Here is a 26,884-nt window from a genome sequence, read left to right as displayed (position 1 = left end):
CGGAGCCGTGGACAGTTTGAACTCCCGTGCCACGGAGCGGGCACCGTCGTACTCTGGATCGGTGCCTTCGACATCGGATGTGGCGGCGGTGGTGGCGCACGATCAGGCCGTCGGGCGGCTGCGGGAGTCGTACGAACGGATCCCGCCCGGCGAACCGGTCCGGCTCGCGAAGCGCAGCTCGAACCTGTTCCGGCCGCGCACCGACACCGAGCGTCCCGGGCTGGACGTCTCGGGGCTGACCGGGGTGATCGGCGTCGACCAGGACGCCCGGACCGCCGACGTCCAGGGCATGTGCACGTACGAGGACCTGGTCGCCGCGACCCTCCCGCACGGGCTCACGCCGATGGTCGTCCCGCAACTCAAGACGATCACGCTCGGCGGCGCGGTCACCGGGCTCGGCATCGAGTCCTCGTCGTTCCGCGCCGGGCTGCCGCACGAGTCGGTGCTCGAGCTGGACATCCTGACCGGCGCCGGCGACGTCGTCACGGCCCGCCCGGAGGGCGAGCACGCGGAGCTGTTCCGGACGTTCCCGAACTCGTACGGCACGCTCGGCTACGCGACCCGGCTACGGATCGAGCTCGACCGGATCTCGCCGTACGTCGCGCTCCGGCACGTCCGGGTCGCGCTCGACGAACTGGACCCGGCCATCTCCACGATCGTTGCGGACGGCAAGTACAACGACGAGCCCGTGCACTTCGTCGACGGCGTGGTCTTCAGCCCGTCCGAGGCGTACCTGACCCTCGGCCGGAACAGCGACGCCGCCGTGCGCACCAGCGACTACACCGGCCAGCAGATCTACTACCGGTCGATCCGGCAGCGGCAGCAGGACTTCCTCACCGCGCACGACTACCTGTGGCGCTGGGACACCGACTGGTTCTGGTGTTCCGCGGCGTTCGGCGCCCAGCAGCCCGTCGTACGGCGGCTGTGGCCGCGGCGCTGGCGGCGCAGCGACGTGTTCCACAAGATCGTCGGCTTCGAGAACCGGCACCACTACGCGGCCCGGCTGAACCACCGGCGCGGCCGCCCGGACCGGGAACGCGTCGTCCAGGACGTGGAGATCCCGGTCGCCCGGCTCTCGGACTTCCTGCGCTGGTTCGACCGAGAGGTCGGGATGCGGCCGGTCTGGCTGTGCCCGTTGCGGCTGCGCGGTTCCGAGTCGTGGCCGCTCTATCCACTGAAGCCCGGCGAAACCTACGTGAACGTGGGCTTCTGGGGCACGGTACCGATCGCGCCCGGCGCCGCGGACGGCGACGTCAACCGGCGGATCGAGCAGGCCGTGACCGGCTTCGGCGGCCACAAGTCCTTGTACTCCGACGCGTACTACGACCGGGACACGTTCGACCGGCTGTACAACGTCCCGGCTCTGACCACGGTGAAACAACGCTACGACCCGGACGCCCGGCTCACCGGGCTCTACGAGAAGGCGGTGACGCGCCAGTGACGACGCTCGCGACCCAGGTTTCGATCGCCGAAGCCCTCACGACCGTGATCCCGGACGGACTGCCGTTCCGGTTCACGGCGTACGACGGCAGTGCGGCCGGACCCGAGGACTCCCCGATCCACCTGCACCTGGCCTCCGAGCGAGGGCTGTCCTACATCCTCACCGCGCCTGGCGACCTCGGGATGGTCCGCGCGTACGTGATGGGCGACCTGGAGATCACCGGCGTCCACCCGGGCAACCCGTACGAGCTGATGCGGCTGATCCTCGACCAGTTCCACTTCCACCGCCCGAAGGCCGCCGAGGCGCTGCGGATCATCCGCGGTCTCGGCTGGAGCCACCTGAAGCCGCCGCCCCCGCCGCCGCAGGAACACCTGCCGAAGTGGCGCCGGACGTTCGAGGGGCTGCGGCACTCGAAGGCGCGGGACAAGTCGGCGATCCACCACCACTACGACGTGTCGAACACGTTCTACGAGTGGGTGCTCGGGCCGTCGATGACGTACACGTGCGCGGTCTACCCGACGGCTGACGCTTCGTTGGAGGAGGCGCAGTTCGAGAAGTACGACCTCGTCGCGCGCAAGCTCGACCTCAAGCCGGGCATGCGGCTGCTCGACGTCGGGTGCGGCTGGGGCGGGATGGTCCGGCACGCGGCCCGCGAGTACGGCGTCCAGGCGCTGGGCGTCACGCTGTCCGAGGCGCAGGCCGAGTGGGCGCAGCAGGCGATCAAGCGCGAGGGGCTCGAGGGCCTGGCCGAAGTACGGTTCCTCGACTACCGCGACGTACCGGAGCGGGACTTCGACGCGATCAGCTCGATCGGGCTGACCGAACACATCGGCGTCCGCAACTACCCGTCGTACTTCGCGTTCCTGTACGACCGGCTCCGGCCGGGCGGCCGGCTGCTCAACCACTGCATCACCCGGCCGGACAACCATTTCCGCAACACCGGCGCTTTCATCGACCGGTACATCTTCCCCGACGGCGAACTGATCGGCTCCGGCCGGATCATCGCCGAGGCCCAGGACGCCGGCTTCGAGGTACGCCACGAGGAGAACCTGCGCGAGCACTACGCCCTCACCCTGGCCGCCTGGAACGACAACCTCGTCACCCACTGGGACGAAGCCGTCGCCGAGGTCGGCCCCGCCACCGCCAAGATCTGGGGCCTGTACCTGGCCGCGAGCCGCGCCGGCTTCGAACACAACACCATCCAGCTCCACCAGGTCCTGGCCGCCAAACTCGACCACCGCGGCAACGCCCACTTCCCCCTCCGCCCGACCTGGGGCAGCTGAGTCGTGCGAGGTAAAGCCGCGGCGGTGGCCGCTGTACTGGCTTTCGTCGTGGGGTGCTCCGAGCCGACGCCGAGCAGCTCCGCGTCGTCCAGTGCGCCGACTGCCGCTCCGGTGAAGTTGGCCGTGGCCTCGACCGTGGTGACCGGGCTCGAGGTGCCGTGGGGGGTCGCGTTCCTGCCGGACAAGAGTGCGTTGGTGAGCGAGCGGGACGCCGGGAAGATCGTGCGGGTCGCCGGTGGGCGGGTCACCGAGGTGGGGAGCGTCGACGGGGTGAAGTCCTCGTCGGAGGGCGGGCTGCTGGGGATCGCGGTGGATCCCGGGTATCCGGGGAAGCCGTACGTCTACGCGTACTACTCCAGCGGCAGCGACAACCGGATCGCGCGGATCACCTACCAGGACGGGAAGCTCTCGGACCAGCAGGTGATCCTGGACGGGATTCCGGAGGCGGCGATCCATAACGGCGGACGCCTGCGCTTCGGCCCGGACGGCTTCCTGTACGCCGGCACCGGCGACGGCTCCGAGCAGCCGAACTCCCAGGACGACAACTCGCTGGGCGGGAAGATCCTGCGTATCACCACCGACGGGAAGGCCGCCCCGGGCAACCCGGACGGGCGGGTGTGGATCACCAAGGGCCACCGGAACGTGCAGGGCCTGACGTTCGACGGGAACCAGTTGTACGCCTCGGAGTTCGGCCAGAGCACCTGGGACGAGCTCAACGTGATCACCCCGGGCAACAACTACGGCTGGCCGGCCGCTGAGGGGATCAGTCACCTGGACGGTATGACCGACCCGATCGCGCAGTGGCCGACCGCCGACGCGTCGCCGTCCGGCATCACGTTCGCGAAGGGGTACATCTTCATGGCCGGCCTGCGCGGCCAGCGGCTCTGGGCGATACCCGTTGCCAATGGCAAGCGAATCGGCGAGCCGACGGCGTTCTTCACCCAGCAGTACGGGCGTTTGCGCACGGTCGAGCTCGCCCCCGACGGCTCGCTGTGGCTCACCACGTCGAACACCGACGGCCGCGGTCAACCGCGCGCGGGCGACGACCGAATTCTTCGCGTGACGATCAGCACCTCGTAACCAGTCAACCCTTTCCGCCTTGAAGTCGTCTGGTAGTTGTTGAAGACACGACCCGAGGAGGAGATCGGTATGCCGACCGGCCAGGCGTCTGGCGTCCCCAGCAGTGTGATCGCATCGGTGAGCAGCTTCGCGGACGCTCGGCGAACAGCGGAGTACCTGAGAAGTTACGGGATGGACGCGGCGAGCCTGGACATCGTCGGCGCCGGACTCCGGCAGGCCACCAGACGGCCGCGAATCCCGGTCGTCCGGCTGACCGCCGTCGGCGCGCTGCAAGGCGCACTCCTCGGCATCCTGGCGGCCGTCTTCGTCACGCTGGTCGCGCAGACCACGCTGACCAGCTTCGCGGTCGTGCTGTGGGGCTTCGTGTACGGGCTGATCGTCGGCACGCTCTGGGGTCTGTTCCGCGCGCTGTTCCGCAACCGCCCGGACACGGTCACCACCGAGATCCACCCGACCCGGTACGAGCTCCGCTGCCCGTCCGACGAGCTCTCGGTCGCCCAGACCCTGCTCGCCACCGCGGCCGACGACGAGCCTGGCGCCGGCGCGGACGAGCCGCAGGTGGAACACCGCGACGCCGCCTGAAAGCACTGAAGTGCCGGACCCTGTGCAGCGGGGTCCGGCACTTCAGGACGGCGTCAGATACCGAGCTTCTCGTTCAGCAACTGGCGGACCTTGGCGGCGTCGGCCTGGCCGCGCATGTCCTTCATCACCGCGCCGATCAGCGCACCGGCGGCGGCCGGCTTGCCCGAGTTCACCTTCTCGACCACGTCCGGGTTCGCCGCGATCGCGCGGTCGATCGCCTCGAGCAGCGCCGAGTCGTCGGACACCAGCGCCAGCCCGCGCTTCTCGATGATCTCGGCCGGCGTTCCTTCACCGGCGAGCAGACCCTCGAACACCTGCCGCGCGAGCTTGTCGTTCAGCGTGCCGTCGTCGACGAGCTTCTGCACCTCGGCGACCTCGGCCGGACCGACCGGCAGCGCGTCGAGTTCCGCACCGGAGTCGTTGGCCGCGCGGGCCAGCTCGCCCAGCCACCACTTCTTCGCCGCGGCCGGCGACACCCCGAGCTCGACCGTGGACACGATCAGCTCGACCGCGTTGCCGTTCACGGCGTCGCGCATCTCGAGGTCGGTGAAACCCCACTCCTGCTGCAGTCGGGCCCGCCGTACGGCCGGCGCCTCGGGCAGCGTCGCGCGGATCTCCTCGACCCACTCGCGCGACGGCGCCACCGGCACCAGGTCGGGCTCCGGGAAGTACCGGTAGTCGTCCGCGTCGGACTTCTCCCGGCCGGCCGTCGTGATGCCGGTGTCCTCGTGCCAGTGCCTGGTCTCCTGCAGGATCTTCCCGCCGGCCGACAGCACCGCCGCCTGCCGGGTGATCTCGTACGTCACCGCGCGCTCGACCGAACGGAACGAGTTCACGTTCTTGGTCTCGGTACGGGTACCGAGGGCCGTCGAGCCGGACGACTTCAGCGACACGTTGACGTCGGCGCGCAGCGAGCCCTGGTCCATCCGGACGTCGGAGACGCCCAGCGAGAACAGCAGGTCGCGCAGCATCGCGACATACGCCCGCGCCACCGCGGCCGCCTTCTCGCCCGGTACCTCGATCGTCTTCGTGACGATCTCGATCAGCGGGATGCCGGCCCGGTTGTAGTCGACCAGCGAGTGCGTCGCGCCGTGGATCCGGCCGGTCGCGCCGCCCACGTGGGTGGCCTTGCCGGTGTCCTCCTCCATGTGCGCGCGCTCGATCTCGATCCGGTACGTCTCGCCGTCGACGGCCACCTCGGTCCAGCCGTTGAACGCGATCGGCTCGTCGTACTGCGAGGTCTGGAAGTTCTTCGGCATGTCCGGGTAGAAGTAGTTCTTCCGGGCGAACCGGCACCACTCGGCGATCTCGCAGTTCAGCGCCAGGCCGATCTTGATCGCCGACTCGACCGCGGTCGCGTTCACCACCGGCAGCGCGCCCGGCAGGCCGAGGCAGACCGGGCAGGTCTGGGTGTTCGGCGGGGCGCCGAACTCGGTCGGGCAGCCGCAGAACATCTTCGACCGGGTGTTCAGCTCGACGTGGACCTCGAGGCCCATCACCGGGTCGTACTGCGTCAACGCGTCGTTGATCTCAAGGACCTCAGCAGTCATCGGGTCACCTCCAGCTCCGGAGCCTTGGTCATCAGTACGCCGCCCCACTGGTCGGCCAGTGCCACCTCGAGCGCGCCGCCGACCTTGTACAGCAGGTCGTCGCGCATCACCGGCGCCATCACGTGGAAGCCGACCGGCAGGCCGTCCTCGTCGGCGAGGCCGCACGGGAACGACGCGGCCGCGTTGCCGGCCAGGTTGGACGGGATCGTGCACAGGTCGTTCTTGTACATCGCGATCGGGTCGTCGATCCGGTCGCCGATCGCGAACGCGGTCGTCGGCGTGGCCGGCGAGACCAGCACGTCGACCTGCTCGTACGCGTTCGCGAAGTCGCGGGCGATCAGCGTCCGCACCTTCTGCGCCTGGCCGTAGTAGGCGTCGTAGTACCCGCTGGAGAGCGCGTGCGTGCCGAGGATGATGCGGCGCTTGACCTCGGCGCCGAACCCGGCCTCGCGGGACAGCGCGGTGACCTTCTCCGCGCTGTTCTCGCCGTCGTCGCCGACGCGCAGGCCGTACCGCATCGCGTCGAACTTGGCCAGGTTGGACGAGGCCTCGCTCGGCAGGATCAGGTAGTACGCCGGGAGCGCGTACTGGAAGTGCGGGCAGGAGACCTCGACCACCTCGGCGCCGAGCTTGGTGAGCAGCTCGACCGCCTCGTGGAAGCGGGCCTCGACACCCGGTTGGTACCCCTCGCCGCCGAGCTCCTTGACGACGCCGATCCGCAGCCCGGCGACATCACCGTTGCGGGCCGCCGCGACGACCGGCGGGACGTCCTGGTTGATCGAGGTGGAGTCCATCGGGTCCCAGCCCGCGATCGCCTCGTGCAGCAGCGCCGCGTCGAGCGTCGTCCGCGCACACGGGCCGGGCGTGTCCAGGCTCGACGCCAGCGCGATCAGCCCGTACCGCGAGGTGCCGCCGTACGTCGGCTTGACGCCGACCGTCCCGGTGAACGCCCCCGGCTGGCGGATCGATCCGCCGGTGTCGGTGCCGATCGCCAGCGGTGCCTCGTACGCCGAGATCGCCGCGGACGAACCGCCGCCGGAACCGCCCGGGATCCGGGTCAGGTCCCACGGGTTGTGGGTCGTGCCGTACGCCGAGTTCTCGGTGGAGGAGCCCATCGCGAACTCGTCCATGTTGGTCTTGCCGAGGATCACGATCCCGGCGTCCTTCAGCCGCCTCACGACGGTCGAGTCGTACGGCGGCTTCCAGCCCTCGAGGATCTTCGAACCGGCCGTGGTCGGCACACCCTCCTGGGTGAGCACGTCCTTCAACGCCAGCGGCACGCCGGCCAGCGGCGACAGCTGCTCGCCCGCGGCCCGCCTGTCGTCGACCGCCTTCGCCTGCGCGAGCGCACCCTCGGTGTCGACGTGCAGGAACGCCCGTACGTCACCATCGACGGCGGCGATCCGGTCCAGGTGGGCCTGCGTGATCTCGACCGAACTGGCCTGCTTGGACGTCATCAGGTCCGCCAGCTCGGCCGCGGTCTTCCGCGTCAGGTCACTCATCGTCAGTCCTCCTCCAGGATCCGCGGCACCCGGAAGCGCTGCTCCTCCACGGCCGGCGCGCCGGACAGCGCCTGCTCGGGGGTGAGGCACGGGACGGTCTCGTCCACGCGCATCACGTTGGTCAGCGGCAGGGCGTGCGAGGTCGGCGGGATGTCGTCCGCCGCCACCTGGCTGACCTGCCCGACCAGCGTGATGATCTGGTCGAGCTGCGGCGCGAGGTGGTCGAGCTCGTCGTCGGAGAGCTCGATCCGCGCCAGTCGCGCCAGGTGCGCAACCTCTTCGCGGGTAATCGAAGGCATGAACTGATCCAATGCGTGCAGTAGCTCTAGGTCATGTGTCCACATGACCTACGTCAGCTTAGTGGGCCGCCTGTGACAGAGGTATTTCGCCTGTGGACAACAGCTCGATGAGACGGGCGGGCGTGTCCTCCCCTACCGCTCTGTAACATGGGCGGCGACAAGGCGTTACGCGCACGGTGATGGGCTGGGAGATGATCGTTCGGTGTTCCTGCTGCGCTTGATCATCCCGGACCGGCCCGGTTCGCTGGGCGTCGTGGCAACGGCCCTCGGTGAGGTGAACGCCGACATCCACGCGATCGAGATCGTCGAGCACCGCCGCGAGAACGGCACCGCGGTCGACGACATCGTGGTCGACCTGCCGCCCGGCGTACTGCCGGACCGGCTGGTCTCGGCCTGCAACAGCGTCCCGGACGTCGAGGTCATCTGGTTCTCGCGGTACGGCGCCGGCGGCGGCCTGCACATGGATCTCGAGGCCGTCGAGCAGATGACGTCCGCACCCGCGGACGCGATCGACATCCTGGTCGAGCAGTCCCCGGCCGTGCTGCACGCGGACTGGGCGGCACTGCTGGACGGCACCGGCAGCGAGGTGAAGGTCGCCCTGGAGACCAGCGCGACCCCGGAGTTCGGCGACGTCGCCGGCCGCTGGCTGCCGCTGGCGAAGGCGACCACCCTCGAAGCCCCGGACCACAAGGGCCTCGCCGAGTCCGTCCTGGTCGCGGCTCCCTTGGAGTCCGACCGCCGGGTCCTGGTCATCGGCCGCCGCGGCGGCCCCGAATTCCTCGGCTCCGAGGTAGCCCGCCTCTCTTACCTGGCTTCCCTGGCCGTCACCATCCGCGCCACCGCCTGACCCGTACAACAACGAACCCCGCTCGCCGAGGCGAGCGGGGTTCGTGACGTTCCGGCTCAGGTGAACTGGAAGTAGGCGAGGGCCCAGAGGCCGGCGATGATCAGCAGGACGACGACGCCGACGAGGGTGACGATCAGGATGGCCTGGCTGTTCGAGCCGTTCCGGTCCGGGAGGTCGAACTGGGTGGGGCCCCAGGCCCCGCCGCCGTCGACGCGCTGGACGGCCTCGGGCGGCGGCTGGGCCACCGTCCGCGACTCCCGCTTCTCCCGGGGGAACTTCACATCCGGCCTCCGTGTATCAGGCGTAGAACGACTCGTACTTGATCGTGACCTCCTGCGACCCGTAGCCACTCGAGCTGTTGTCGCTGTCGATCTCGACGTACCAGCCGCCGACATAGGCAGCGTACTGCTTGCCGTCGCTGTGTGCCTCGACGTACGCCTTTACCGCGGCCACGTTCCCGCCCTTGAGGACACCGAACGTGTCGCCCATCACGGACGTCATCGCGGCCTTCACGGCGCTGCTGCTCTCTGCCGACGCCCGGATGTCGAGGCTCTTGATCCCCTTGCCCTCGCTGGCGAAGAAGTACACGCTCTGTGAGCCGTACTTGGCGACCTCCTTGCGGCACGAACTCGTGCACGCGTACGACTTCGCCTTCATCGCCGCGGTCATCTGCGCAGCCGTGGTGTCGAAGGTCTGATCCGGCAGATCGAGCGATTCCTCGCCGTTCTTGTGCCCGGACGCGCTCAGCCGGGAACCGTCGTTGCTGAGCTGGAACGACCCCCAGGTCGTTCCGACCTCCGCGGACCGCTGACCGGTCTTGACCGCATCCTGGATCTTCGAGACCGAGTCGCCGCCGAAGGTGTCGTTACCGATCGCCTGCAAGGACTGGCCGAAGGCCACCTGAGCGTTGTTGTTGTTGTCCAGGTCCTGCGCCTCGACCGAGGTCGCGATGATCGTGCCGTCGGACTTGAACTGGAAGATGACCTGGGACGACCGGCTGTTGCCGTCGAGCTTGAAGCAACCGCGGTGCGCGCCCTGGCCGGTGTTGAACAGGTCGCTGCAGCCGAAGCCCATGCCCTGCAGCTTGTCGGTCACGGTCTTCGCCTGGCCGGTCGCGTTGCCGAGCTCGCCGCCGGTGCCGCCACTTGTGGTCGGGGAGGTCGACGGGTCGCCGCCCTGGCTCTGGCCGGTCGTCGGCTGGCTCGCCGGGGTGTCGTCACCGCCGCCGAACGCGCGGATGCCGAGGAACACCAGCAGACCGATCAGCACGATGCCGACCACGCCACCGCCGATCACCAGCGGCAGCTTGTCCTTGCTGATGCCGCCCGGACCCTTGCCGCCACCCGGGCCACCCTGGCCGCTCGGCTGCCACTGCCCGGGCTGTCCGCCCTGCTGCTGGTGCCAACCACCCTGCTGCGGCTGCTGCTGACGCTGACCCCAGGACTGCTGCTGGTACGCACCGCCGCCCTGCTGCGGCTGCTGACCCCAGCCACCACCAGGCTGGCCCTGCTGACCGGGTTGACCCTGCTGGCCGGGCTGCTGTCCCCAGCCACCCTGCTGCGGCCGATCCTGCTGCGGGCGCCCCTGCTGAGGCTGGCCCTGCTGCGGTTGACCTTGCTGAGGCTGGCCCTGCTGCGGCTGGCCCTGCTGCGGCTGGCCGTGCTGCTGAGGTTGTTGCGGTTGCTGAGGCTGTTGCCCCCAGCCACCACCCTGAGCGGGAGGCTGCTGTCCCCACCCACCCTGCTGAGGCTGTTGCGGCGCACCTCCCTGTCCCCCGTGCTGCCCGCCTGGCTGGCCCCCCGGCTGCCCAGGACCCCACGGTCCCTGCGGCGGCGTCGTCATATGTTGCTCCTTCTGACCCAGATCTCGACGTGCAAAGTTAACAGTCGGACGGCTCAGCCCCGTCGGCGGATCCGTCCGGCCCGCGAATTCTTCGGCGAGTCTCAGGACTCCCCGGCCGCCGGCGTACTCGCCACCGCGGCCGCCGCCTCGGCCCCGTCGTCCAGCAGCACCCGGAACCCCGCGGAGCCCAGGATCGGTACGCCGAGCTGCACGGCCTTGTCGTACTTCGACCCCGGCGAGTCCCCGACCACGACGAACGACGTCTTCTTGGACACCGAGCTCGCGACCTTCCCGCCGCGTCCGACGATCGCGTCGGTCGCCTCGTCGCGGCTGAACCCCTCGACGGTCCCGGTCACCACGACGGACAGCCCGGTCAGCGTCTGCGGCAGCGTCGGACCGGTTCGCTCCTCGCGCATCCGCACGCCGGACGCCTGCCACTTGTCGACGATCTGCTGGTGCCACGGCACCTGGAACCACTCGATCATCGCCTGCGCGATGGTCGGCCCGACGCCCTCGATCTCGGCCAGCTGCTCCTCGCTCGCGGCCCGGACGTCGTCGATGTTGTCGTACACCTCGGTCAGCGCGGCCGCCGCGGTCGGCCCGACGTGCCGGATCGACAGCGCGACCATGGCCCGCGACAGCGGCTTGGCCTTCGCCTCCTCCAGGTTCGCCAGCAGCTTGCGGGCGTTCGCCGACAGGGCACCGGCCTTCGTCGTGAAGAACTCGCTCTCGGCCAGCTTCTCCTCGGTCAGCGCGAACAGGTCGCCCTCGTCCGCGAGCAGCCCGCCACTGATCAGCGCGTCCGCCGCCTTGAACCCGAGCCCCTCGATGTCGAACGCGGATCGCCCGGCCAGATAGAACAGCCGCTCCCGGAGCTGCCCCTGGCAGTACTGCGAGTTCGGGCAGCGGATGTCGACGTCGGACTCCTTGGCCGGCGCCAGCACCGTGTCGCACCACGGGCACCGCGTCGGCATCTCCCACGGCGGCAGCCCCTTCGGGCGCAGGTCCACCACGGGCCCCAGCACCTCGGGGATCACGTCGCCCGCCTTCCGCAGTACGACGGTGTCGCCCGGGCGGACGTCCTTGCGGGCGACCTCCTTGGCGTTGTGCAGGGTCGCGTACTCCACGGTGGACCCGGCCACCCGGACCGGCTCCATGTGCGCGAACGGGGTGACCCGGCCGGTGCGGCCGACGTTCACCTCGATCTCGATGAGCTTGGTGTTCACCTCTTCGGGCGGGTACTTGTACGCGATCGCCCAGCGCGGGGCGCTCGACGTGGACCCGAGCGCGCGCTGCAGGTCGAGCTCGTCGACCTTCACCACCACGCCGTCGATCTCGTGGTCCACCGAGTGCCGGTTCTCGCCGTAGTACGCGATGAACTCGTTCACCTCGTCGAGCGTGCCGACCCGGCGGGCGCGGTCGCTGACCGGGAGGCCCCACGCCTTCAGTTGCCCGTACGCGTCGGAGAGCCGACCGAAGGTGTGCCCCTCGACCTTGCCGAGGCCGTGCACGACGAACCGCAGCGGACGGGCCGCGGACACGCGCGGGTCCTTCTGCCGCAGTGATCCGGCCGCGCTGTTGCGCGGGTTCGAGAAGACGTCCTTGCCGGCCTCGACCAGCTGGGCGTTCAGCTCCTCGAAGTCCTCGACCCGGAAGTACACCTCGCCGCGGACCTCCAGGAACGCCGGCAGGTCGTCGCCGTGCAGGTGCTCCGGGATGCTCTTGATCGTCCGCACGTTCGGCGTGACGTCTTCGCCGGTCCGCCCGTCGCCGCGGGTGGCGCCGCTGACGAGCTTGCCGTTCTCGTACACCAGGTCCAGCGCGAGGCCGTCCACCTTGAGCTCGCACAGGAACCCGCTGTCCACGATCTGCTGGACCGTGACCTCGCGCTCCAGCCGCTTCGCCCAGGCCTCCATCTGCTCGGCGGAGAACGCGTTGCCGAGGCTCTCCATCCGCATCGGGTGGTCGACCGGCGTGAACAGCGTCGAGATCGGGGCGCCGACCTTCTGGGTGGGCGAGTCCGGGGTGCGGAGCTCGGGGTACTGCTCCTCGATGCCCTGCAGCTCGTGCATCAGCGCGTCGAAGTCCGCGTCCGAGATGATCGGGCTGGACAGGTAGTACCGCGCCCGGTGGTCCTCGATCTCCTGGCTCAGCTCCGCATGCCGCGTCCGGACATCCGCGGGCGCCCCAACGTTCTCGCTCATAAGCAGAACTTACATGGCCCTACGGACAGTTTTCCGTTACTCGCTGGCGGCTTCGCCTACCACGTCGACGATGTCGCGGAGGAGCTTGAGGCGCGCTCGGGCGTCCGCCGGCGACGGCGCGGCCGCGAGTCCACACGCGGGCGTGATCACCACCTGCTTCAGGAGTTCTGGGTCGAGCCCGAGCTCGCGCCAGCGCCGTACGAGTGGCCGTGCGGCCTGCTCCGGTCGCGGGATCGCCCCTGTGGTCGGCACGACGCCCGCGTAGATCTTGATGCCTGCCTCCGCTGCGGCCGCGACCTGGTCCCATGCCGCGTTGTTGAGCAGTGAAACGTCCACGGCGATCCCGTTGGCGCCGGACTTGGTGAACACCTCGATCGGCGGCCGTGCAGCGCAGCAGTGCACGACGCTCGGCGGGAACAGGCTCAGCAGCTCCACAGCACCAGGACCGTCCACAGACCGGTGCTTGCTCCAGCCTGACGCCGTCGGTACAGCACCAGCCAGTACGGCGGGCAGCCCCGGCTCGTCCAGCTGTAGCACCACTTCGGCGCCCGGCACACGCTTGCGTACGTCGGCCAGGTGCTGCTCCACGCCGTACGCCAACGCCTGCGCGAGGTCCCGCCGCGCACCGTGATCCGCCAGCACCTTGTCACCCCGCGGCCGCTCTACGGCAGCAGCCAGCGTCCACGGGCCGGTGACCTGTACCTTCAGCTGGCCCTGGTACCCGTTGGCGTACTCCTCCAGCACATCCAGGTCCTCTTGAAGCAAGGCCCGAGCCCGCCGTTGGTCAAGGCTGGCCCTGGCGTCTCCACCACCTGTGAGGCGCCACCCGACGGGTTGCAGGTCAGCCGCGAGCTCCGTGAGTACGGCGATGCTCCGGCTGATCATGTCGCCGTACGGGCGGGCCGGCAGCTCCGGGAGGAACGGGAGGTCGACCAGCTCGAGTACTGCGCGCATCCATTCGCGGATGTCGTCGCCCGGGACCGAGCCCAGACCGGTCGTGGTCATACGGCGGCGCTGACGCGCTGGACGCTGTCGATCGTGGCCGAGCCGATGACCCGGGTGCCGTCGTACAGCACCACGGCCTGCCCCGGGGCGACGGCAGAGGTGGGCTCGTCGAAGGAGACCTCTACGCGATCGCCCTGGACCGTTGCGACCACAGGTACCTCTTCGCCGTGGGCTCGGAGCTGGGCCTTGGCGTGCAGCTCGGCGGCCGGCGCGGGGCCGCACCAGCGGGGCTTGGAGGCGGTCAGGTGGGACACGGCCAGCTCTGCGCGGGATCCGACCGTCACGGTGCGGTCCACCGGGCTGATGTCCAGGACGAAGCGGGGCTTGCCGTCTGCGGCCGGCGTACCGATCTTCAGGCCCTTGCGCTGGCCGATCGTGAAGCCGTGGGTGCCGTGGTGCTCGCCGAGCTTGTTGCCCTGTGCATCGACGATGTCGCCCGGCGCCTCGCCGAGCTGTGCGCCCAGGAAGCCCGCGGTGTTGCCGTCGGCAATGAAGCAGATGTCATGGCTGTCCGGCTTCGCGGCCACCGACAGCCCACGCCGCTCGGCCTCCTCGCGAACCTCGGTCTTGACCGTGTCGCCGAGCGGGAAGAAGGCATGGGCGAGCTGCTGCTGGGTCAGCACTCCGAGCACGTACGACTGGTCCTTGGCCGGATCGACCGCCCGGTGCAGCTCCCGTCCGGACGAGGTGTCGACGATCCGCGCGTAGTGCCCGGTCGCGACCGCGTCGAACCCGAGCGCGAGGGCCCGCTCCAGTACGGCGCTGAACTTGACCTTCTCGTTGCACCGCAGGCACGGGTTCGGCGTACGGCCCGCGGCGTACTCGCTGACGAAGTCCTCGACCACGTCCGCGTGGAACCGCTCGGCCAGGTCCCAGACGTAGAACGGGATGCCGATCACGTCCGCGGCCCGGCGGGCGTCGCGGGAGTCCTCGATCGTGCAGCAGCCGCGCGCACCGCTGCGGTACGACTGCGGGTTCCGGCTGAGCGCCAGGTGCACGCCGGTCACGTCGTGCCCGGCCTCGGCCATCCGCGCGGCCGCGACCGCGGAGTCCACTCCGCCGGACATGGCTGCGAGTACCCGCATCAGGTGTTCCTTCCCACGTTCTGCAGTCCGGCCGACTTCGCCCGCTCCACGACCGGTCCGATGTTGTCCAGGACCGCGTCGATGTCGGCCCGGGTCGAGGTGTGCCCGAGAGTGAACCGGAGCGAGCCGCGGGCCCGCTGGTCGTCGTACCCCATCGCGAGCAGCACGTGGCTGGGCTCGGCGACGCCGGCGTTGCACGCGGAACCGGTGGACACCTCGATCCCGCGCGCGTCGAGCAGCAGCAACAACGAGTCGCCCTCGCAGTCGCTGAAGGACAAGTGTGCGTTACCGGGCAAACGGCCGGCCGGATCACCGGAGAGCTTGGCGCCCTCGACGGTGCTGGTGATGCCGTGGATCAACGTGTCCCGCAGCTCGGTCAGCCGCGCTGCCTCCAGGGCCTGGTGCTCGACCGCGTGCTCGGCGGCCACCGCGAACCCGGCGGTCGCCGGCGCGTCGAGGGTGCCCGACCGTACGTCGCGCTCCTGTCCCCCGCCGTGCAGGATCGGCGTCAGCTGCGTCTCCTTGTGCACGACCAGCGCACCGATCCCGAACGGACCGCCGAGCTTGTGCGCCGACACCGTCATCGCGTCCACGCCGAGCGCCGCGAAGTCCACCGGCACCTGCCCGATCGCCTGGACCGCGTCGGTGTGCACGGGTACGCCGTACTCCTGCGCGATCGCCGCCACCTCCGCGACCGGCTGCAGCGTGCCGACCTCGTTGTTCGCCATCATCAGCGTGACGAACGACACGGTCTCCGGGTCCCGCTCGACGGCCCGCCGTACATCGTCCGGCCGCACCCGGCCGAGCTCGTCCACCGGCAGCCACTCGATCTCGGCGCCCTCGTGCTGCCCGAGCCAGACCGCCGGGTCGAGGACCGCGTGGTGCTCGATCCCGCTCAGCAGGATCCGGCGGCGGCGCGGGTCCTGCTGGAGCCGGGACCACCAGAGGCCCTTGAGCGCGAGGTTGTCCGCCTCCGTACCGCCCGACGTGAAGACGATCTCGCTCGGCTGGGCGCCGAGCGCGGCGGCGATCGACTCGCGCGCCTCCTCGACCGTACGGCGTGCGCACCGTCCGGAGCCGTGCAGGGACGACGCGTTACCGGTGCGGCCGAGGTGCAGCGTCATCGCCTCGATCGCGGCCGGGAGCATGGGGGTCGTCGCCGCGTGGTCCAGATACACCGTACGACGGTCGGAGGAAGTCATATCGGTTTCAAGGGTATGTCCGCTGCGGATGTTCCCGCTCCCCGGGAGCCGCGTGACCCGCCCGCGCGTCATTCTTCCCCGGGGGTTCATCGCGTACGGAAGGCGGAGACATGAGCGACTGGTGGACAGAGCGGCGGCAGAACCAGCAGCTGTCGGACCTGCAGAGCGAGATGTCGTACGCGCGGTCGGAGGCGTCCAGCCTGCGCTCGCAGCTGTCCCGGATCCAGGGCAGCCTGCAGAGCCGGGTGGACAGCATGTCGCGGGCGTTCGACGCGTTCGTCGAGCTGTCCGACCTGCGCCAGGAGACCGTCGCCTTCATCGACGCCGCCGAACTCCGCCGCTACGCCACCCGCGTCCTGAGCGCGATGGCCGCCGGCGCGGAACTCCCCGCCGCCGGCCGTCCCGTACCGCAGTACTGGCTCGAGCCGGCCGTCGCCGCACTCGTCTCGCTGCACGCCGGCACCCCCGACGAGGAGGCGGTGAGTACGGCGATCAAGCTCGACGAGCGCCGTACGTCGACGTTCCTGGCGCTGGCGTCGGCCGCGCTCGGGCAGCGTCACCAGGTACGGAACGAGTGGATCGACGCGGCGTTCGGCGTACCGTCCGACGACGGCACGCTGACCCGGGTCCAGCGCGTCCTGTGGACGACGGCCGCGCGCGGCGGCTTCAGCGCCGAGTCGCTGGACCTCGTCGTACGGCGTCTGCAGGCAGCCATGTCCCCCGACGGGGCCTGGCTGAGCCGGCTCGAGTCCCGCGGCAGTACGACGGCCCGGCCGCGCGGGCTCAAGGGCACCGAGAAGCAGGACGACGCGTGGATGCGGCTGAGCCGGGTCCGGGACGCGGTCGACTCCATCCTCGGCAACACCGAGGCTCGCGAACCCGACCCGAACCTCACCGCCGACGCCACCGAACCGGACAAGAACAGCACCGCGGCCCTGCTCCGCCTCCTGATCTCCGAAGGCAGCGAACCCGAACGCCAGACCCTCGCCCGCATCGCCGTACTCCGCTCCCGCGTCACCGGCGGCGCCGAATCCGCCGAAACCCTCTCGGACTCCGCCGGCAAGGTCGACGCCCTCCTCGCCGACGACCTCGCCCTGGCCGCCGAACCCCACCTGGCCGCAACCGCGCTCCGGGTGATCAGCCCATCGGTCCTCCCCGCCGTGGAAAGCCTCGCGCACACCGCCGACCAGCCCGGCCCGTCCGAGGTCTCCGTCGACAGCGGCACCCAGACCGTCACCATCCGCAAGGACGGCCCCGACCAGCTCCAGTTGGCGGCCGCGGCGGCCGCCATCACGTCCCGCGTCGGCGGCCCGACCGCCAGGCAACTCGCGGCACCGATCGGATTCCTCGGCGCGGGCGTACTGGTGGCGCTCGGTCTCGGGCTCCTCGTGCACTGGTTCTGGATCGTCGTCGGCCTGGTCCTGATCGGCATCGGCCTCAACAGCTACCGCAACCTCCGCACCAACCTCGCCGCCGACCGAGCCCGCGCCGAAAGCGAAGTAACCAACCTCAACGACCGCTGCACCACCGCCACCACCACCCTCACCACCTACCTCGACAACACCCCCACCCGCCGCCAATCCATCACCACCGACCTAACCCACCTCCGCACCCAACTAACCCCCACCACCTGACCCCAAGTCCAACGCACGTGCGGAGGTGGTCACCCCCGCGCACTCCGCAGGTGCTCCACTCGCACCGCTCCCTCCCACCCCTGCGACGCGCGCTCCCACCCCCGGCTTAGCGCCAGCCTTCTGCCCGCTACCGCGGCCGGCTCGCGATCTACCACTCGCAAGCGACTGCCAAGCCGACGTACTTCCAGGGGCCCGGCCTGCTGAGTGGCGCGAGCACCAAACGCCCGAACATCGTGAGACAGACCCCGGCCACCGACACAGGCACCGGGTGCACGCACGACGCGACACAAGCCCCGCCCACCGACACAGGCACCACGCGCACGCACAACGCGAGACGGGCCCCGGTCACCGGCGCGGGCAGCGGGTGCACGTACGTCGTGAACCGGCGACCGGTCAGTAGCACCGGCGTCATCAGGCCGACGTGCTTCTGGAGACGGCAGGTTGTGAGCGGCGCGGCGCCGACTCGGCGTACGCGAACCAGCCCGACGCGGACGGACTCCGACGTACCCCAGGCGCCCGCCGCCCAACCTCCACCGCGATCACGGACCCCCGCTTCGGCAAGCAGCAGGCGGCGCATCCCGCGAACCTGCGATACCCCTTGGACACTGGGAACACGCTATGGGGACTGAGGACAGGCCATACCTTGTCGCCAGTCCACACTGGGTGTTCCCGGTGTGGACTGAAGCCCCTCCAAGGGCGAGACGCAACAGCACGGCGGCAGCTGTAGGTCGCCCAAGCTGATGGGTTGTGCGGTTGCTGCATGCCGACATCTGTCGCCAGATCTGCTGGGTTCGGTGGCGGGCGCGCTGGAGAAGCCAGTGCGCTGGGGACCGCTGCGCTGGAGGGAGCCGGTGCGCTGGAGGGGCCGTGCGCTGGAAGAGCCGGTGTAGGACGGGCCTTGTCGGCGCGACCGCTTGCGGGCCGTATCGGAGCCGGCCTGGACGAGCCACGTGAACACGAGAGCTCGGCACGGCTACGGGCCAGCCGGGCTCGGGCGTGTGGCTGTTGGAGAGAGCACCCGTCGGAAGAGTCGCCTGCCGCATGGGCCGAAGGGGTGGTGCGCGGCGGTCCCCGCGCGGATGCTCCCAGTGCTGAGGGTTCCGTGCGGGCTCCTCGGCGTGCGGGCTCCTCGGCGTGCGGGCTCCTCGGCGTGCGGGCTCCTCGGCGTACGGGCTCCTCGGCGTGCAGTTGGTCGTGGTGTGGCTGAGGGGTGGAGCCGGGCGGGGTCATTCATCGGGCGCCACCTGATCCGGTCGCCTGTGCTACGGGTACTGCGGGTGCTGCGGGTGCTGCGGGTGCTGCGGGTGCTGCGGGTTCTGCGGGTTCTGCGGGTTCTGCGGGTTCTGCGGGTTCTGCGGGTGGCAGGCGTGGCGGCCGGTGTGGGTGGGAACGCAACAGCCCGGCGGTTTGTGGCCGGCCGGGCTGTCGGGTGGTGCGGAGGTGCTGTCGGGGTGGTGCCAGGGTCGTGCGGAGGTTGCGTGCGGCATCCGCCGCAGGAGGCGTCCACCGCGGGAGGCGGACGCCGCGTGGTGCTAGGTGCGCGGCCGCTCCCGTGTTCAGGACGGGCGGCCGGCCCGTCTGCTGAGGTGGGCGGCCGCTCCGTGCTGTGGGGGTTAGGACTTGCGCTTAGTTACTTCTTCGGTGGCGGTGGGGAGGACCTTGTGGAGGTCGCCCACTACGCCGAAGTCGACCAGTTCGAAGATCGGGGCTTCGGGGTCCTTGTTGACCGCGACGATCGTCTTCGAGGTCTGCATGCCGGCGCGGTGCTGGATGGCGCCGGAGATGCCGGCCGCGACGTACAGCTGCGGCGATACCGTCTTGCCGGTCTGGCCGACCTGGTAGGCGTGCGGGTACCAGCCTGAGTCGACCGCCGCGCGGGACGCGCCGACCGCCGCGCCGAGGGAGTCGGCGAACGCCTCGATCGGGCCGAAGTCGCCGCCGGTGCCGCGGCCGCCGGAGACGATGATGGCGGCCTCGGTGAGCTCGGGGCGGCCGGTGGCCTCGCGGGGCTTGGAGTCGGTGATCCGCGCGGTCTTGGCGGCGTCGGAGATCGTCACGTCGAACTCCTCCACTTCCGGCGAGGTTTCAGCGGCCTCCGGGGTCGCGGCGTTCGGTTTGACGGTGATGATCGGGGTGCCGTGGGTGACCTTCGCCTGCACGGTGAAGTTGCCCGCGAACACCGACTGGGTGGTGACGGGGCCCTCCTGCACGTCCACCGCGTCCGTGATGAGGCCGGAGTCCAGCTTGACCGCGAGCCGGGCCGCGATCTCCTTGCCCTCGGCGTTCGACGAGATCAGGATCGCGGACGGCTCGATCTTGGCCGCGACCTGCTGCAGGGCCTCCGCCTTCGGAGCCACCAGGTACTGCGTGAGCTCCGGGTTGGAGAGCGCGATCACCTTCGTGGCGCCGTACTGCCCCAGCGCCGGCAGCGCCGCCTGCACCTCGGAACCGATGAACACGGCGACCGGCTCGCCGAGCCGGCGGGCGATCGTGAGGAGCTCGGCGGTCGTCTTGCGGACCGCGCCCGCGGAGTGGTCAACGAGAACCAGAACGTTCGACATAACGCGCCCCTCAGAGGAACTTGTTGGTGGACAGGAACTCGACCAGTTCGGCAGCGCCGCTGCCGTCCTCGTCGGTGACGATCGTGCCGGCGGTGCGCGCCGGGCGGGCGGTCACCTCGACCACCTCGGTCCACGCGCCGGACCCGCCCACCTGATCCGGGGTCAGCTCCAGGTCGGCCAGCGACCAGGTCTCGACCGGCTTCTTCTTCGCGGCCATGATGCCCTTGAACGACGGGTACCGCGGCTCGTTGGCCTGGTCGGACACCGACAGCACCAGCGGCAGCGTGCCCTCGATCGTCTCGCTCGCGGTGTCGCCGTCGCGGCGGATCCGGACGGTCTGGCCGTCGACGGTCACCTCCGAGCCCAGCGTCACGGCCGGCAGCCCGAGCCGCTCCGACACCATCGCCGGAACGACACCCATGCCGCCGTCGGTCGAGCCCATCCCGAACACGACCAGGTCGGCCTCGAGCTTGGCCAGCGCCTTCGACAGGACCAGCGAGGTCGCGATCGCGTCCGAACCGTGGATCGCGTCGTCGAGCACGTGGACGCCGGCGTCGGCACCCATCTGCAGACCCTTCTTCACCGCGTCCGCGGCCTGCTCCGGGCCGACCGTGAGAACGGTCACCTCGGCGTCGCCGGCCTCCTTCACGGTCAGCGCGGTCTCGACGGCATACTCGTCCAGCTCGGACAGCAGCCCGTCGACACCGGCGCGGTCCACCGTGTTGTCCTCCGAGCGGAAGCGGCGGTCCGCGGTGGCATCCGGCACGAACTTCGCGCAGACGACGATCTTCATAGCGTGTGGGACCCCTTCTGGTTAACGGTCTCTCCAAGCCTGCCATGGATGTTACCCGCGAGAAACATACGTCCGGTGCGAGTCCCATCACAGTCAGCGCAGCACCGGCTGGCACTCCGGCGCCGTACTGACGCACCTTAGCCTGACCCAGGCGGTCCATGGCTCGGTGCACAGGCACACGTCCGCCGGGGGCGACGTCAGAAATTGTCGTGATCCAGGTGCAGGATGTGGAGCCATGGACGCGGCGACCACTTCAGCGCGGTACACCTACCGGCTACGTGTCGGATCGAGCGCCGAACAGTTGCTGCTGTCGGAGTGGGACCGTTGCCGCTGGGTCTGGAACCAGTGCGTCGCCGAGTCCAAGGCTGCGTACGAACGGGGGCAAAGGATCGGGCCTGCGGCACTGGACAAGATGTGCACGGCTTGGCGGGCCGAGCACGCGTGGCTGCGGGCGGGTGCGTCACTTCCGCAGAAACAGATCATCCGCGACTTCGGCAAGTCGCGCGCCAAGGCGATCAAAGACATCGCCAGCAGGCTCCCGCTGCGCAGACGGGCAGGCATGCCCGGCTTCAAGAAGCGGAGCCTGGCAGACCCGAGTCTCAACTACACCCGCCCGGGCTTCAGGCTCAGGGGTCGCAAGCTCAATCTCGTCGGCAACATCACCGTGAACGTGGTGTGGTCCCGCGAGTTGCCATCGGCGCCGTCGAGCGTCCGCATCTACCGCGACTCGCTGGGACACTGGTACGCGTCGTTCGTCGTCAAGACCGCGACACAGCGGCTGCCTGTCACGGGCGCTGCCCTGGGGATCGACTGGGGAGTCAAGGAGATCGCCACGACCACCAGCGACAGCCATGACTTGCCACACCCTGGTTTCGGAAGGCAGGCAGCGGCGGAACTGGCAGCCGTCAACAAGGTGGCATCGCGACGCCGCAGGCCGAAGGGCCAACCGCAGAGCAACGGGTACCGGAAGGCGAAGAAGCGGCGTGCGAAGGTGCTGAAGAAAGTCGCACGGCAGCGTCAGGACTACGCGCGCAAGTGGGCGAAGCGGGTCGTCCGCGACCACGATTCGCTGGCCGTGGAGGACTTCCGTCCGAGATTCCTCACCAGGTCCACGATGGCCAGGAAGGCCGCCGACGCCGCCATCGCGGCCACCAAGCAGGCCCCTGTCGAGATGGGGCACAAGCACGGCAGGACCGTCCTGCTGGTACACCCCGCGCACACCACGATGGACTGCGCGCAGTGCGGAGCGAGAGCCAAGCACGCACTGCCGCTGGGTGAGCGCACCTACACCTGCATCGCGTGCGGAGCGGTCTCGCCCAGAGACAAGAACTCCGCGCGTGTAATGCTCAACCGGGCAGGTCTGAACCCGGATGGTGCTGATCGCGGAAGACCTGTCCGGTCGCCGACTGGAAAGGCAGCGTGAGCCATGAATCCCGACGTCGTTACTGATGGGCGAGAAACTGACCCACCAGAGCGGGGAGCAGTCAAGTTACCGCTGACCGGCGAACGGACTGCGCCTGGGATCTGGCATGAGAACTATTGGTTCGCGCGCCACGACGCTGCCTATCGCTGGATCACGGACAATCTGCCGATCGAGCCGGGGGGCCGGGTCCTCGACGCCGGGTGCGGCGAGGGGTATGGCGCGGAGTTGCTCCGGCGGGCCGGGGCGAGCTCCGTGACCGGACTCGACTATGAAGATACGACGTTGCGGCACGTCCGCCGCGTTTATCCACAGGTCAATGTCGCGAAAGGCAATCTGGTGCAGACGCCGTTCGCCGACCGGGCCTTCGCGACCGTGACCTCGATGCAGACGATCGAGCACCTGTGGGAGCAGCCGCGGTTCGTCGCGGAGTGCGCGCGGATCCTCGCACCGCAAGGCACGTTGGTCCTCAGTACGCCGAACCGCCTGACCTTCCCGAGCGGCAACTGGTACCACACGCGCGAGCTGACCGCCGCCGAGTTCGTCGAGCTGCTCGAGCCGTACTTCGAGATCACGCAGGCGCTCGGGCTGCGCCACGGCGCGCGGCTGACGTCGTGGGAGTCGCAGTACGGCTCCTGCGTGGACGCCCAGCTCGCGACCCCGCACGAGCAGTGGGACGACGAGCTGGCTGGGCTCGTGCGGAGTACGACGTACGAGGACTTCGAGATCCGTCCAGGCGACCTGGACGAATCTCTCGATCTGATCCTCGTCGCTACGGCCGGATGATCTTCTCGACGATCTTGCCGGCGATCAGGTAGACCAGCGCCGCAATCCCCCAGTTCACCAGCAGGGAGTTCTTCGCGGTCTGCAGCCGGAACAGGTCCTTGAACGGGCCTACCAGGTCGTGCCCGCGCTCCAGGATCCAGCGCACGATCTCGTTGCTCTGGTTGGTCTGGTCGAGCGCGGTGAACAGCGCGCCCAGCGCGAGTACGGCGGCCGCGAGCACCGCGATCAGCCAGATCAGCGAGGCGATCAGGTTCCGCAGCTTGCGGACGCCGGAGCCGACCGAGGTCAGCGCCTGCTTGCCCTTGCCGGAGCCCGCGGACGCGTTCTTCGACACCGGCGGTTTGTTGCCAGAGGCACCCGACGGCTTGGCCGGCGGCTTCGCTGCCGCGGTCGCACCGGTGGCCGCGGGTTTCTCCGCGTCACCCCCGGCGGCGGCCGGCGTACCGGCCGCGGCATCCTCCGAGCCCGCCGCAGCCGCCGGCGCGTCGCCTGCCGAGGCTGACGAAGCCGACGAAGCCGCCGCGCTCTCCCGCGCCCGCTGCTCGGCCACGATCTCGGCAGCCGTCTTCGGCCGCACGGTCTTCGTCGCCGTCGTGCCGCTCGCACTACTCGCCGCGGCGCCCGTGTCGGTCCCCGGCGTCGTGCCGGCCGTGGCGGCTTCGGCGGCCGCTTCCGCCTTGTCGTCCTGCGTACCCACGTCGTCCATCTCCTCAGCCGGGGTCCGTTCCTCGTCCGTGGCAGCCGGCGCTCTCCTCCGCCGGCTGACCGGGACCGGGCGCGGCGACAGCCGGCGGCGGGCGCCGGCGGCCGGCGCCGTACCACCGTCCGCCGATCCGCCGCTCACGCCGTCAACTGTCTGTACATCCGGGTCCACGCTCACGCCCATGTCTGTTTCGTTCGTTTCAAGCACTGGTTCCAACGTAGCGCTGCCGGCCGCCATCTCGGCCACGATCGGCACCGGGTCGACCGCACGCGTGCGCGCCTGCGTGATCGAGCCGTCGGCCGCGGCCTGGTCCAGCGGCGACCGGGCGGCCTGCTGGGCAGCCTCGGCCTGGTCAGCCACGCTACTTCTCCTCTCCGATGCGCATCCGGTCCATGCCGTCCCGGGCGTCCGACCGGACGTGGGGGCCATAGTGCCCGACTGGTGAGTAACTTGAGAACCCCTCGGGGCTCTCTTTTTCACCACCTGCTTCTACCCCATCACCGACCGCATCGCCCGGCGCCACGCTTGCGGGCTTTTCCACCGGCGGCATCCCGGCCTGCAACTGGGCCGCGGTCCGGTCGTTCGCGTCGGCCAGGCCGGCCAGGTACTTGCGCCGCTCGGCGTCGGCGGCGTACCGGGTCCGCCGGTCCGCGAGCACCTTCGCCGGTACGCCGGCCGCCACGGCGTACGCCGGGATGTTGCCGCGGGCAACACTGTTCGCGCCGATCACCACGCCCCGGCCGATGTCGGCGCCGCGGGTGACCGTGACCTTGGTGGCCAGCCAGCAGTCCGGCCCGATCCGGACCGGCGACTTCACCAGCCCCTGGTCCTTGATCGGCAGGTCGAGGTCCTCGGTCTTGTGGTCGAAGTCGCAGATGTACGTCCAGTCCGCGATCAGCGTCGACGCGCCGATCTCCACGTCCAGGTAGCAGTTCACCGTGACGTCGCGCGCGAACACGACCTTGTCGCCGATCCGCAGCGTGCCCTCGTGCGCGCGCAGCCGGGTCTCGTCGCCGAGGTGCACCCACTTGCCGAGCACGATCCGGCCGTGCCCGGGCCGCGCCACGATCTCCAGGTGCTTGCCGAGGAACACGAACCCCTCGGTGATCACCTGCGGGTGGCGCAGCTTGAACCAGGCGAACCGCCAGTACCGCTTCAGGTAGTACGGCGTCCACGCCCGATGGCGCACCACCCAGCGCAGATTCGCCACGGACAGCAACCGCATCGACACACCCTACTGCTTGTCCTACTGCTTGTTTGCGACCCCGGTGATCGAGACGTTGTAGTACAGCTCGTCCGGGACGACCGACGACAGCACCTTGTCGACCTTGGACAGCTGCAGCCACGACTTGTACGCGAACATCCTCCACCCGAACCCGAGCTTCTGCTCCGGTACGGCGGCCTCGAACGTGCGGATCGGCCACCCGACCCACGCGGCCAGCAGCTCCTCCGTCACGGTCTTCACGTCCACGGCACCGGCCCGCCCGGCCATCCGCGCGAGGGTGTCCGGGTCGAACGTGTGCAGGTCCACGACCGCTTCCAGGGCGGCCGCGCGGGACGACTCGTCGAGCTCCTCTTGCGGGCGCCGCCAGTGCGTGAGGGCCGGGAGCTTGGTGACGTTCGTGGTCGCCCACCAGGTGAAGCGGGACAGTCGCCGGGCCACGAAGTCGCCGTACCGGGTGGGCTCTCCGCAGATCACGAACCGGCCGCCGGGCTTGAGGACCCGGAGCATCTCGCGGAACGCCAGCTCGACGTCCGGGATGTGGTGGATGACGGCGTGGCCGATCACCAGGTCGAACGTGTTGTCGTCGTACGGGAGCTGCTCGGCGTCGGCGACCTTGCCCTCGATCGCGAACCCGAGGGTCTTCGCGTTCTTCTTCGCGGCCTCGACCATGCCGGGCGAGAGGTCCGTGACGTGCGCCTCGTCGAGGACGCCGGCGAGCTTCAGGTTCAGCGTGAAGAAGCCGGTGCCGGCGCCGATCTCGAGGGTCTTGCCGTACGGCCAGCCCCGGTCGCCGGCGACCGCGGTGAAGCGGTCCCGGGCGTAGTCGACGCAGCGTTCGTCGTACGAGATCGACCACTTCTCGTCGTACGTCGAGGCTTCCCAGTCGTGGTAGAGGACCTGGGCGAGTTTGTTGTCGTTCCAGGCGGCTTCCACATCTTCGGCGGAGGCAGCGGGTTTGGAGGTTGCAGGCATCAGATTCCCTTGAACTCGGCCTTGCCGGGGCCGTTCTCGACGAAGGACTTCATCCCGATCGTGCGGTCCTCGGTGGCGAACAGTGCGGCGAACTGCTGGCGCTCGAACTCCAGCCCGGTGGACAGATCCACGCCGAGGCCGGAGTCGATCGCCTCCTTGGCGGCACGGAGGGCCAGCGCGGCGCCGTTCGCGAACTGCGACGCCCAGGCGACGGCTTCGGTGTAGACGTCGGCGGCCGGGACGACCTTGTCGACGAGGCCGATCCGGAGGGACTCGGCGGCGTCGACGAAGCGGCCCGTGTAGATCAGGTCCTTGGCCTTGGACGGGCCGATCAGGCGGGACAGCCGCTGGGTGCCGCCGGCGCCCGGGATGATGCCGAGCAGGATCTCCGGCTGGCCGAGCTTGGCGTCGTCGGCGGCGATCCGGTAGTCGGTGCAGAGCGCGAGCTCGCAGCCGCCGCCGAGGGCGTACCCCGTGATCGCGGCCACGGTCGGCTTCGGGATCGCGGCGACCGCGGTGAGGGCGGACTGGAGCGGGCCGGAGCGCTTCACCATGTCGGCGTACGACATGTCGGCCATCTCCTTGATGTCCGCGCCGGCGGCGAAGACGCGTTCGCCGCCGTAGACGACCACCGCACGGACGTCGTCGTCAGCGGTCGCCTCGAGAGCGGCGGCGCGGATCTCCTCCTGCACCTGGACGTTCAGTGCGTTCATCTTCGGCCGGTCCAGCCGGATGGTCCCGACACCTTCACTCACGGTGAGGTTGACGAACTCGCCCATCACGTCGCTCCTTCCGGGAACTACCCACGGGTCACATCCCGGGGAACGGTACCGGACCCCGACAACCCAACGCACGTCGCCTCCCGCTG

Annotated in this window: 25 protein-coding genes; 8 read left to right on the top strand and 17 right to left on the bottom strand. The window is 69.8% G+C overall.

Translation table 11 applies throughout. The annotated features are described in order from the left end of the window. Positions 1–61 precede the first annotated feature (61 nt). From ACQHIV_RS01750 to ACQHIV_RS01735, 4 genes are all read left to right on the top strand, one after another. Positions 62–1,441 (top strand): FAD-binding oxidoreductase, encoded by a 1,380-nt coding sequence (locus tag ACQHIV_RS01750; protein WP_427890987.1) that lies wholly within the window; start codon positions 62–64, stop codon positions 1,439–1,441. Beyond that, on the top strand, positions 1,438–2,724 hold the full coding sequence (locus ACQHIV_RS01745) for a class I SAM-dependent methyltransferase (protein ID WP_427890985.1): 1,287 nt from the start codon (positions 1,438–1,440) through the stop codon (positions 2,722–2,724). The genes ACQHIV_RS01750 and ACQHIV_RS01745 overlap by 4 nt, the downstream gene beginning before the upstream one ends. Before the next feature lie 111 nt (positions 2,725–2,835). Continuing rightward, complete coding sequence (locus tag ACQHIV_RS01740) at positions 2,836–3,804, top strand: PQQ-dependent sugar dehydrogenase (protein WP_427890984.1); 969 nt, start codon at positions 2,836–2,838, stop codon at positions 3,802–3,804. A 171-nt stretch (positions 3,805–3,975) separates the two neighbouring features. After that, complete coding sequence (locus tag ACQHIV_RS01735) at positions 3,976–4,386, top strand: hypothetical protein (protein ID WP_427890982.1); 411 nt, start codon at positions 3,976–3,978, stop codon at positions 4,384–4,386. Between the two features lie 53 nt (positions 4,387–4,439). Here the strand turns inward: ACQHIV_RS01735 and gatB are convergent, their stop codons facing one another. Genes gatB through gatC form a run of 3 tightly spaced genes read right to left on the bottom strand, consistent with a single transcriptional unit; the run spans position 4,440 to position 7,737 of the window. Beyond that, positions 4,440–5,936: an Asp-tRNA(Asn)/Glu-tRNA(Gln) amidotransferase subunit GatB gene (gatB, locus tag ACQHIV_RS01730; protein ID WP_427890980.1), complete on the bottom strand. Its 1,497-nt coding sequence runs from the start codon at positions 5,934–5,936 to the stop codon at positions 4,440–4,442. Further along, the gene (gene gatA, locus ACQHIV_RS01725) at positions 5,933–7,438 is read right to left on the bottom strand and encodes an Asp-tRNA(Asn)/Glu-tRNA(Gln) amidotransferase subunit GatA (RefSeq protein ID WP_427890978.1); all 1,506 of its coding nucleotides are present in this window, start codon (positions 7,436–7,438) and stop codon (positions 5,933–5,935) included. Before gatA ends, gatB begins: the two co-directional genes overlap by 4 nt. 2 nt (positions 7,439–7,440) lie before the next feature. Continuing rightward, positions 7,441–7,737 carry an Asp-tRNA(Asn)/Glu-tRNA(Gln) amidotransferase subunit GatC gene (gatC, locus tag ACQHIV_RS01720; RefSeq protein ID WP_427890976.1) on the bottom strand — a complete coding sequence of 99 codons (297 nt, stop codon included), beginning with the start codon at positions 7,735–7,737 and terminating at the stop codon, positions 7,441–7,443. 202 nt (positions 7,738–7,939) lie between these two features. On the opposite strand from gatC, the gene ACQHIV_RS01715 reads away from it, so the two are divergent. After that, entirely contained in the window at positions 7,940–8,584 is a 645-nt protein-coding gene (locus ACQHIV_RS01715; RefSeq protein WP_427890974.1) for an ACT domain-containing protein, read from the top strand. A gap of 56 nt (positions 8,585–8,640) precedes the next feature. Here ACQHIV_RS01715 and ACQHIV_RS01710 read toward each other — a convergent pair whose 3' ends face one another. The 6 genes from ACQHIV_RS01710 to ACQHIV_RS01685 all read right to left on the bottom strand — a co-directional run bounded on the left by ACQHIV_RS01710 (position 8,641) and on the right by ACQHIV_RS01685 (position 15,922). Continuing rightward, entirely contained in the window at positions 8,641–8,865 is a 225-nt protein-coding gene (locus ACQHIV_RS01710; RefSeq protein ID WP_344188287.1) for a hypothetical protein, read from the bottom strand. A 16-nt stretch (positions 8,866–8,881) separates the two neighbouring features. After that, entirely contained in the window at positions 8,882–10,426 is a 1,545-nt protein-coding gene (locus tag ACQHIV_RS01705; RefSeq protein ID WP_427890972.1) for a hypothetical protein, read from the bottom strand. A gap of 101 nt (positions 10,427–10,527) precedes the next feature. After that, the gene (gene ligA / locus ACQHIV_RS01700; RefSeq protein ID WP_427890970.1) at positions 10,528–12,630 is read right to left on the bottom strand and encodes an NAD-dependent DNA ligase LigA; all 2,103 of its coding nucleotides are present in this window, start codon (positions 12,628–12,630) and stop codon (positions 10,528–10,530) included. Between the two features lie 36 nt (positions 12,631–12,666). Then, positions 12,667–13,635, bottom strand: a complete 969-nt coding sequence (locus tag ACQHIV_RS01695; RefSeq protein WP_427890969.1) for a methionine synthase vitamin-B12 independent — start codon at positions 13,633–13,635, stop codon at positions 12,667–12,669. Beyond that, on the bottom strand, positions 13,632–14,720 hold the full coding sequence (gene mnmA / locus ACQHIV_RS01690) for a tRNA 2-thiouridine(34) synthase MnmA (RefSeq protein ID WP_427890967.1): 1,089 nt from the start codon (positions 14,718–14,720) through the stop codon (positions 13,632–13,634). The genes ACQHIV_RS01695 and mnmA overlap by 4 nt, the downstream gene beginning before the upstream one ends. Continuing rightward, complete coding sequence (locus tag ACQHIV_RS01685; RefSeq protein WP_427890965.1) at positions 14,720–15,922, bottom strand: cysteine desulfurase family protein; 1,203 nt, start codon at positions 15,920–15,922, stop codon at positions 14,720–14,722. The genes mnmA and ACQHIV_RS01685 overlap by 1 nt, the downstream gene beginning before the upstream one ends. Positions 15,923–16,032: 110 nt before the next feature. Here ACQHIV_RS01685 and ACQHIV_RS01680 point away from each other — a divergent pair, with 110 nt between their 5' ends. Further along, the gene (locus tag ACQHIV_RS01680; RefSeq protein ID WP_427890963.1) at positions 16,033–17,556 is read left to right on the top strand and encodes a hypothetical protein; all 1,524 of its coding nucleotides are present in this window, start codon (positions 16,033–16,035) and stop codon (positions 17,554–17,556) included. Positions 17,557–17,704: 148 nt separating this feature from the next. On the opposite strand, the gene ACQHIV_RS01675 is transcribed toward ACQHIV_RS01680, so the two are convergent. From ACQHIV_RS01675 to ACQHIV_RS01660, 4 genes are all read right to left on the bottom strand, one after another. Next, positions 17,705–18,133: a hypothetical protein gene (locus tag ACQHIV_RS01675; protein WP_427890961.1), complete on the bottom strand. Its 429-nt coding sequence runs from the start codon at positions 18,131–18,133 to the stop codon at positions 17,705–17,707. Between the two features lie 685 nt (positions 18,134–18,818). Continuing rightward, entirely contained in the window at positions 18,819–19,043 is a 225-nt protein-coding gene (locus ACQHIV_RS01670; protein ID WP_427890959.1) for a hypothetical protein, read from the bottom strand. Between the two features lie 126 nt (positions 19,044–19,169). Beyond that, entirely contained in the window at positions 19,170–20,117 is a 948-nt protein-coding gene (locus ACQHIV_RS01665) for an electron transfer flavoprotein subunit alpha/FixB family protein (RefSeq protein ID WP_427890957.1), read from the bottom strand. 10 nt (positions 20,118–20,127) lie between these two features. Beyond that, on the bottom strand, positions 20,128–20,910 hold the full coding sequence (locus tag ACQHIV_RS01660; protein ID WP_427890955.1) for an electron transfer flavoprotein subunit beta/FixA family protein: 783 nt from the start codon (positions 20,908–20,910) through the stop codon (positions 20,128–20,130). A gap of 235 nt (positions 20,911–21,145) precedes the next feature. Between ACQHIV_RS01660 and ACQHIV_RS01655 the strand changes: the two genes are divergently transcribed. Further along, positions 21,146–22,333, top strand: a complete 1,188-nt coding sequence (locus ACQHIV_RS01655) for an RNA-guided endonuclease InsQ/TnpB family protein (RefSeq protein WP_427890953.1) — start codon at positions 21,146–21,148, stop codon at positions 22,331–22,333. 3 nt (positions 22,334–22,336) lie between these two features. Further along, positions 22,337–23,116 carry a class I SAM-dependent methyltransferase gene (locus tag ACQHIV_RS01650; RefSeq protein WP_427890951.1) on the top strand — a complete coding sequence of 260 codons (780 nt, stop codon included), beginning with the start codon at positions 22,337–22,339 and terminating at the stop codon, positions 23,114–23,116. Here ACQHIV_RS01650 and ACQHIV_RS01645 read toward each other — a convergent pair. The 4 genes from ACQHIV_RS01645 to ACQHIV_RS01630 are packed head-to-tail and all read right to left on the bottom strand — an operon-like array spanning position 23,103 to position 26,795. After that, positions 23,103–24,179: a hypothetical protein gene (locus ACQHIV_RS01645; RefSeq protein WP_427890949.1), complete on the bottom strand. Its 1,077-nt coding sequence runs from the start codon at positions 24,177–24,179 to the stop codon at positions 23,103–23,105. The two genes, ACQHIV_RS01650 and ACQHIV_RS01645, sit on opposite strands and share 14 nt — an antisense overlap. A 1-nt stretch (position 24,180) precedes the next feature. Further along, positions 24,181–25,044: an acyltransferase gene (locus tag ACQHIV_RS01640; RefSeq protein WP_427890947.1), complete on the bottom strand. Its 864-nt coding sequence runs from the start codon at positions 25,042–25,044 to the stop codon at positions 24,181–24,183. Positions 25,045–25,065: 21 nt separating this feature from the next. Continuing rightward, positions 25,066–26,016, bottom strand: coding sequence for a class I SAM-dependent methyltransferase (locus ACQHIV_RS01635; protein WP_427890946.1), 951 nt, complete (start codon positions 26,014–26,016; stop codon positions 25,066–25,068). Continuing rightward, a complete protein-coding gene (locus tag ACQHIV_RS01630; protein ID WP_427890944.1) occupies positions 26,016–26,795 on the bottom strand; it encodes an enoyl-CoA hydratase/isomerase family protein in 780 nt (259 codons plus the stop codon). The genes ACQHIV_RS01635 and ACQHIV_RS01630 overlap by 1 nt, the downstream gene beginning before the upstream one ends. Positions 26,796–26,884 lie beyond the last annotated feature (89 nt).

The sequence above is a fragment of the Kribbella polygonati genome, from assembly GCF_050320105.1.
GTDB lineage: Bacteria > Actinomycetota > Actinomycetes > Propionibacteriales > Kribbellaceae > Kribbella.
The sequence above is the reverse complement of the archived record's forward strand: the minus strand, read 5'-3'. Positions and strand labels throughout refer to the sequence as shown.

What these genes read in the sequence shown, in the direction of transcription:
- ACQHIV_RS01735 (WP_427890982.1), top strand. Translation starts at nt 3,976, where the DNA reads ATGGACGCGGCGAGCCTGGACATCGTCGGCGCCGGACTCCGGCAGGCC.
- gatB (WP_427890980.1), bottom strand. Translation starts at nt 5,936, where the DNA reads ATGACTGCTGAGGTCCTTGAGATCAACGACGCGTTGACGCAGTACGAC.
- gatA (WP_427890978.1), bottom strand. Translation starts at nt 7,438, where the DNA reads ATGAGTGACCTGACGCGGAAGACCGCGGCCGAGCTGGCGGACCTGATG.
- gatC (WP_427890976.1), bottom strand. Translation starts at nt 7,737, where the DNA reads ATGCCTTCGATTACCCGCGAAGAGGTTGCGCACCTGGCGCGACTGGCG.
- ACQHIV_RS01705 (WP_427890972.1), bottom strand. Translation starts at nt 10,426, where the DNA reads ATGACGACGCCGCCGCAGGGACCGTGGGGTCCTGGGCAGCCGGGGGGC.
- ligA (WP_427890970.1), bottom strand. Translation starts at nt 12,630, where the DNA reads ATGAGCGAGAACGTTGGGGCGCCCGCGGATGTCCGGACGCGGCATGCG.
- ACQHIV_RS01695 (WP_427890969.1), bottom strand. Translation starts at nt 13,635, where the DNA reads ATGACCACGACCGGTCTGGGCTCGGTCCCGGGCGACGACATCCGCGAA.
- mnmA (WP_427890967.1), bottom strand. Translation starts at nt 14,720, where the DNA reads ATGCGGGTACTCGCAGCCATGTCCGGCGGAGTGGACTCCGCGGTCGCG.
- ACQHIV_RS01685 (WP_427890965.1), bottom strand. Translation starts at nt 15,922, where the DNA reads ATGACTTCCTCCGACCGTCGTACGGTGTATCTGGACCACGCGGCGACG.
- ACQHIV_RS01680 (WP_427890963.1), top strand. Translation starts at nt 16,033, where the DNA reads ATGAGCGACTGGTGGACAGAGCGGCGGCAGAACCAGCAGCTGTCGGAC.
- ACQHIV_RS01675 (WP_427890961.1), bottom strand. Translation starts at nt 18,133, where the DNA reads ATGCGCCGCCTGCTGCTTGCCGAAGCGGGGGTCCGTGATCGCGGTGGA.
- ACQHIV_RS01670 (WP_427890959.1), bottom strand. Translation starts at nt 19,043, where the DNA reads ATGCCGCACGCAACCTCCGCACGACCCTGGCACCACCCCGACAGCACC.
- ACQHIV_RS01665 (WP_427890957.1), bottom strand. Translation starts at nt 20,117, where the DNA reads ATGTCGAACGTTCTGGTTCTCGTTGACCACTCCGCGGGCGCGGTCCGC.
- ACQHIV_RS01660 (WP_427890955.1), bottom strand. Translation starts at nt 20,910, where the DNA reads ATGAAGATCGTCGTCTGCGCGAAGTTCGTGCCGGATGCCACCGCGGAC.
- ACQHIV_RS01655 (WP_427890953.1), top strand. Translation starts at nt 21,146, where the DNA reads ATGGACGCGGCGACCACTTCAGCGCGGTACACCTACCGGCTACGTGTC.
- ACQHIV_RS01650 (WP_427890951.1), top strand. Translation starts at nt 22,337, where the DNA reads ATGAATCCCGACGTCGTTACTGATGGGCGAGAAACTGACCCACCAGAG.
- ACQHIV_RS01640 (WP_427890947.1), bottom strand. Translation starts at nt 25,044, where the DNA reads ATGCGGTTGCTGTCCGTGGCGAATCTGCGCTGGGTGGTGCGCCATCGG.
- ACQHIV_RS01635 (WP_427890946.1), bottom strand. Translation starts at nt 26,016, where the DNA reads ATGCCTGCAACCTCCAAACCCGCTGCCTCCGCCGAAGATGTGGAAGCC.
- ACQHIV_RS01630 (WP_427890944.1), bottom strand. Translation starts at nt 26,795, where the DNA reads ATGGGCGAGTTCGTCAACCTCACCGTGAGTGAAGGTGTCGGGACCATC.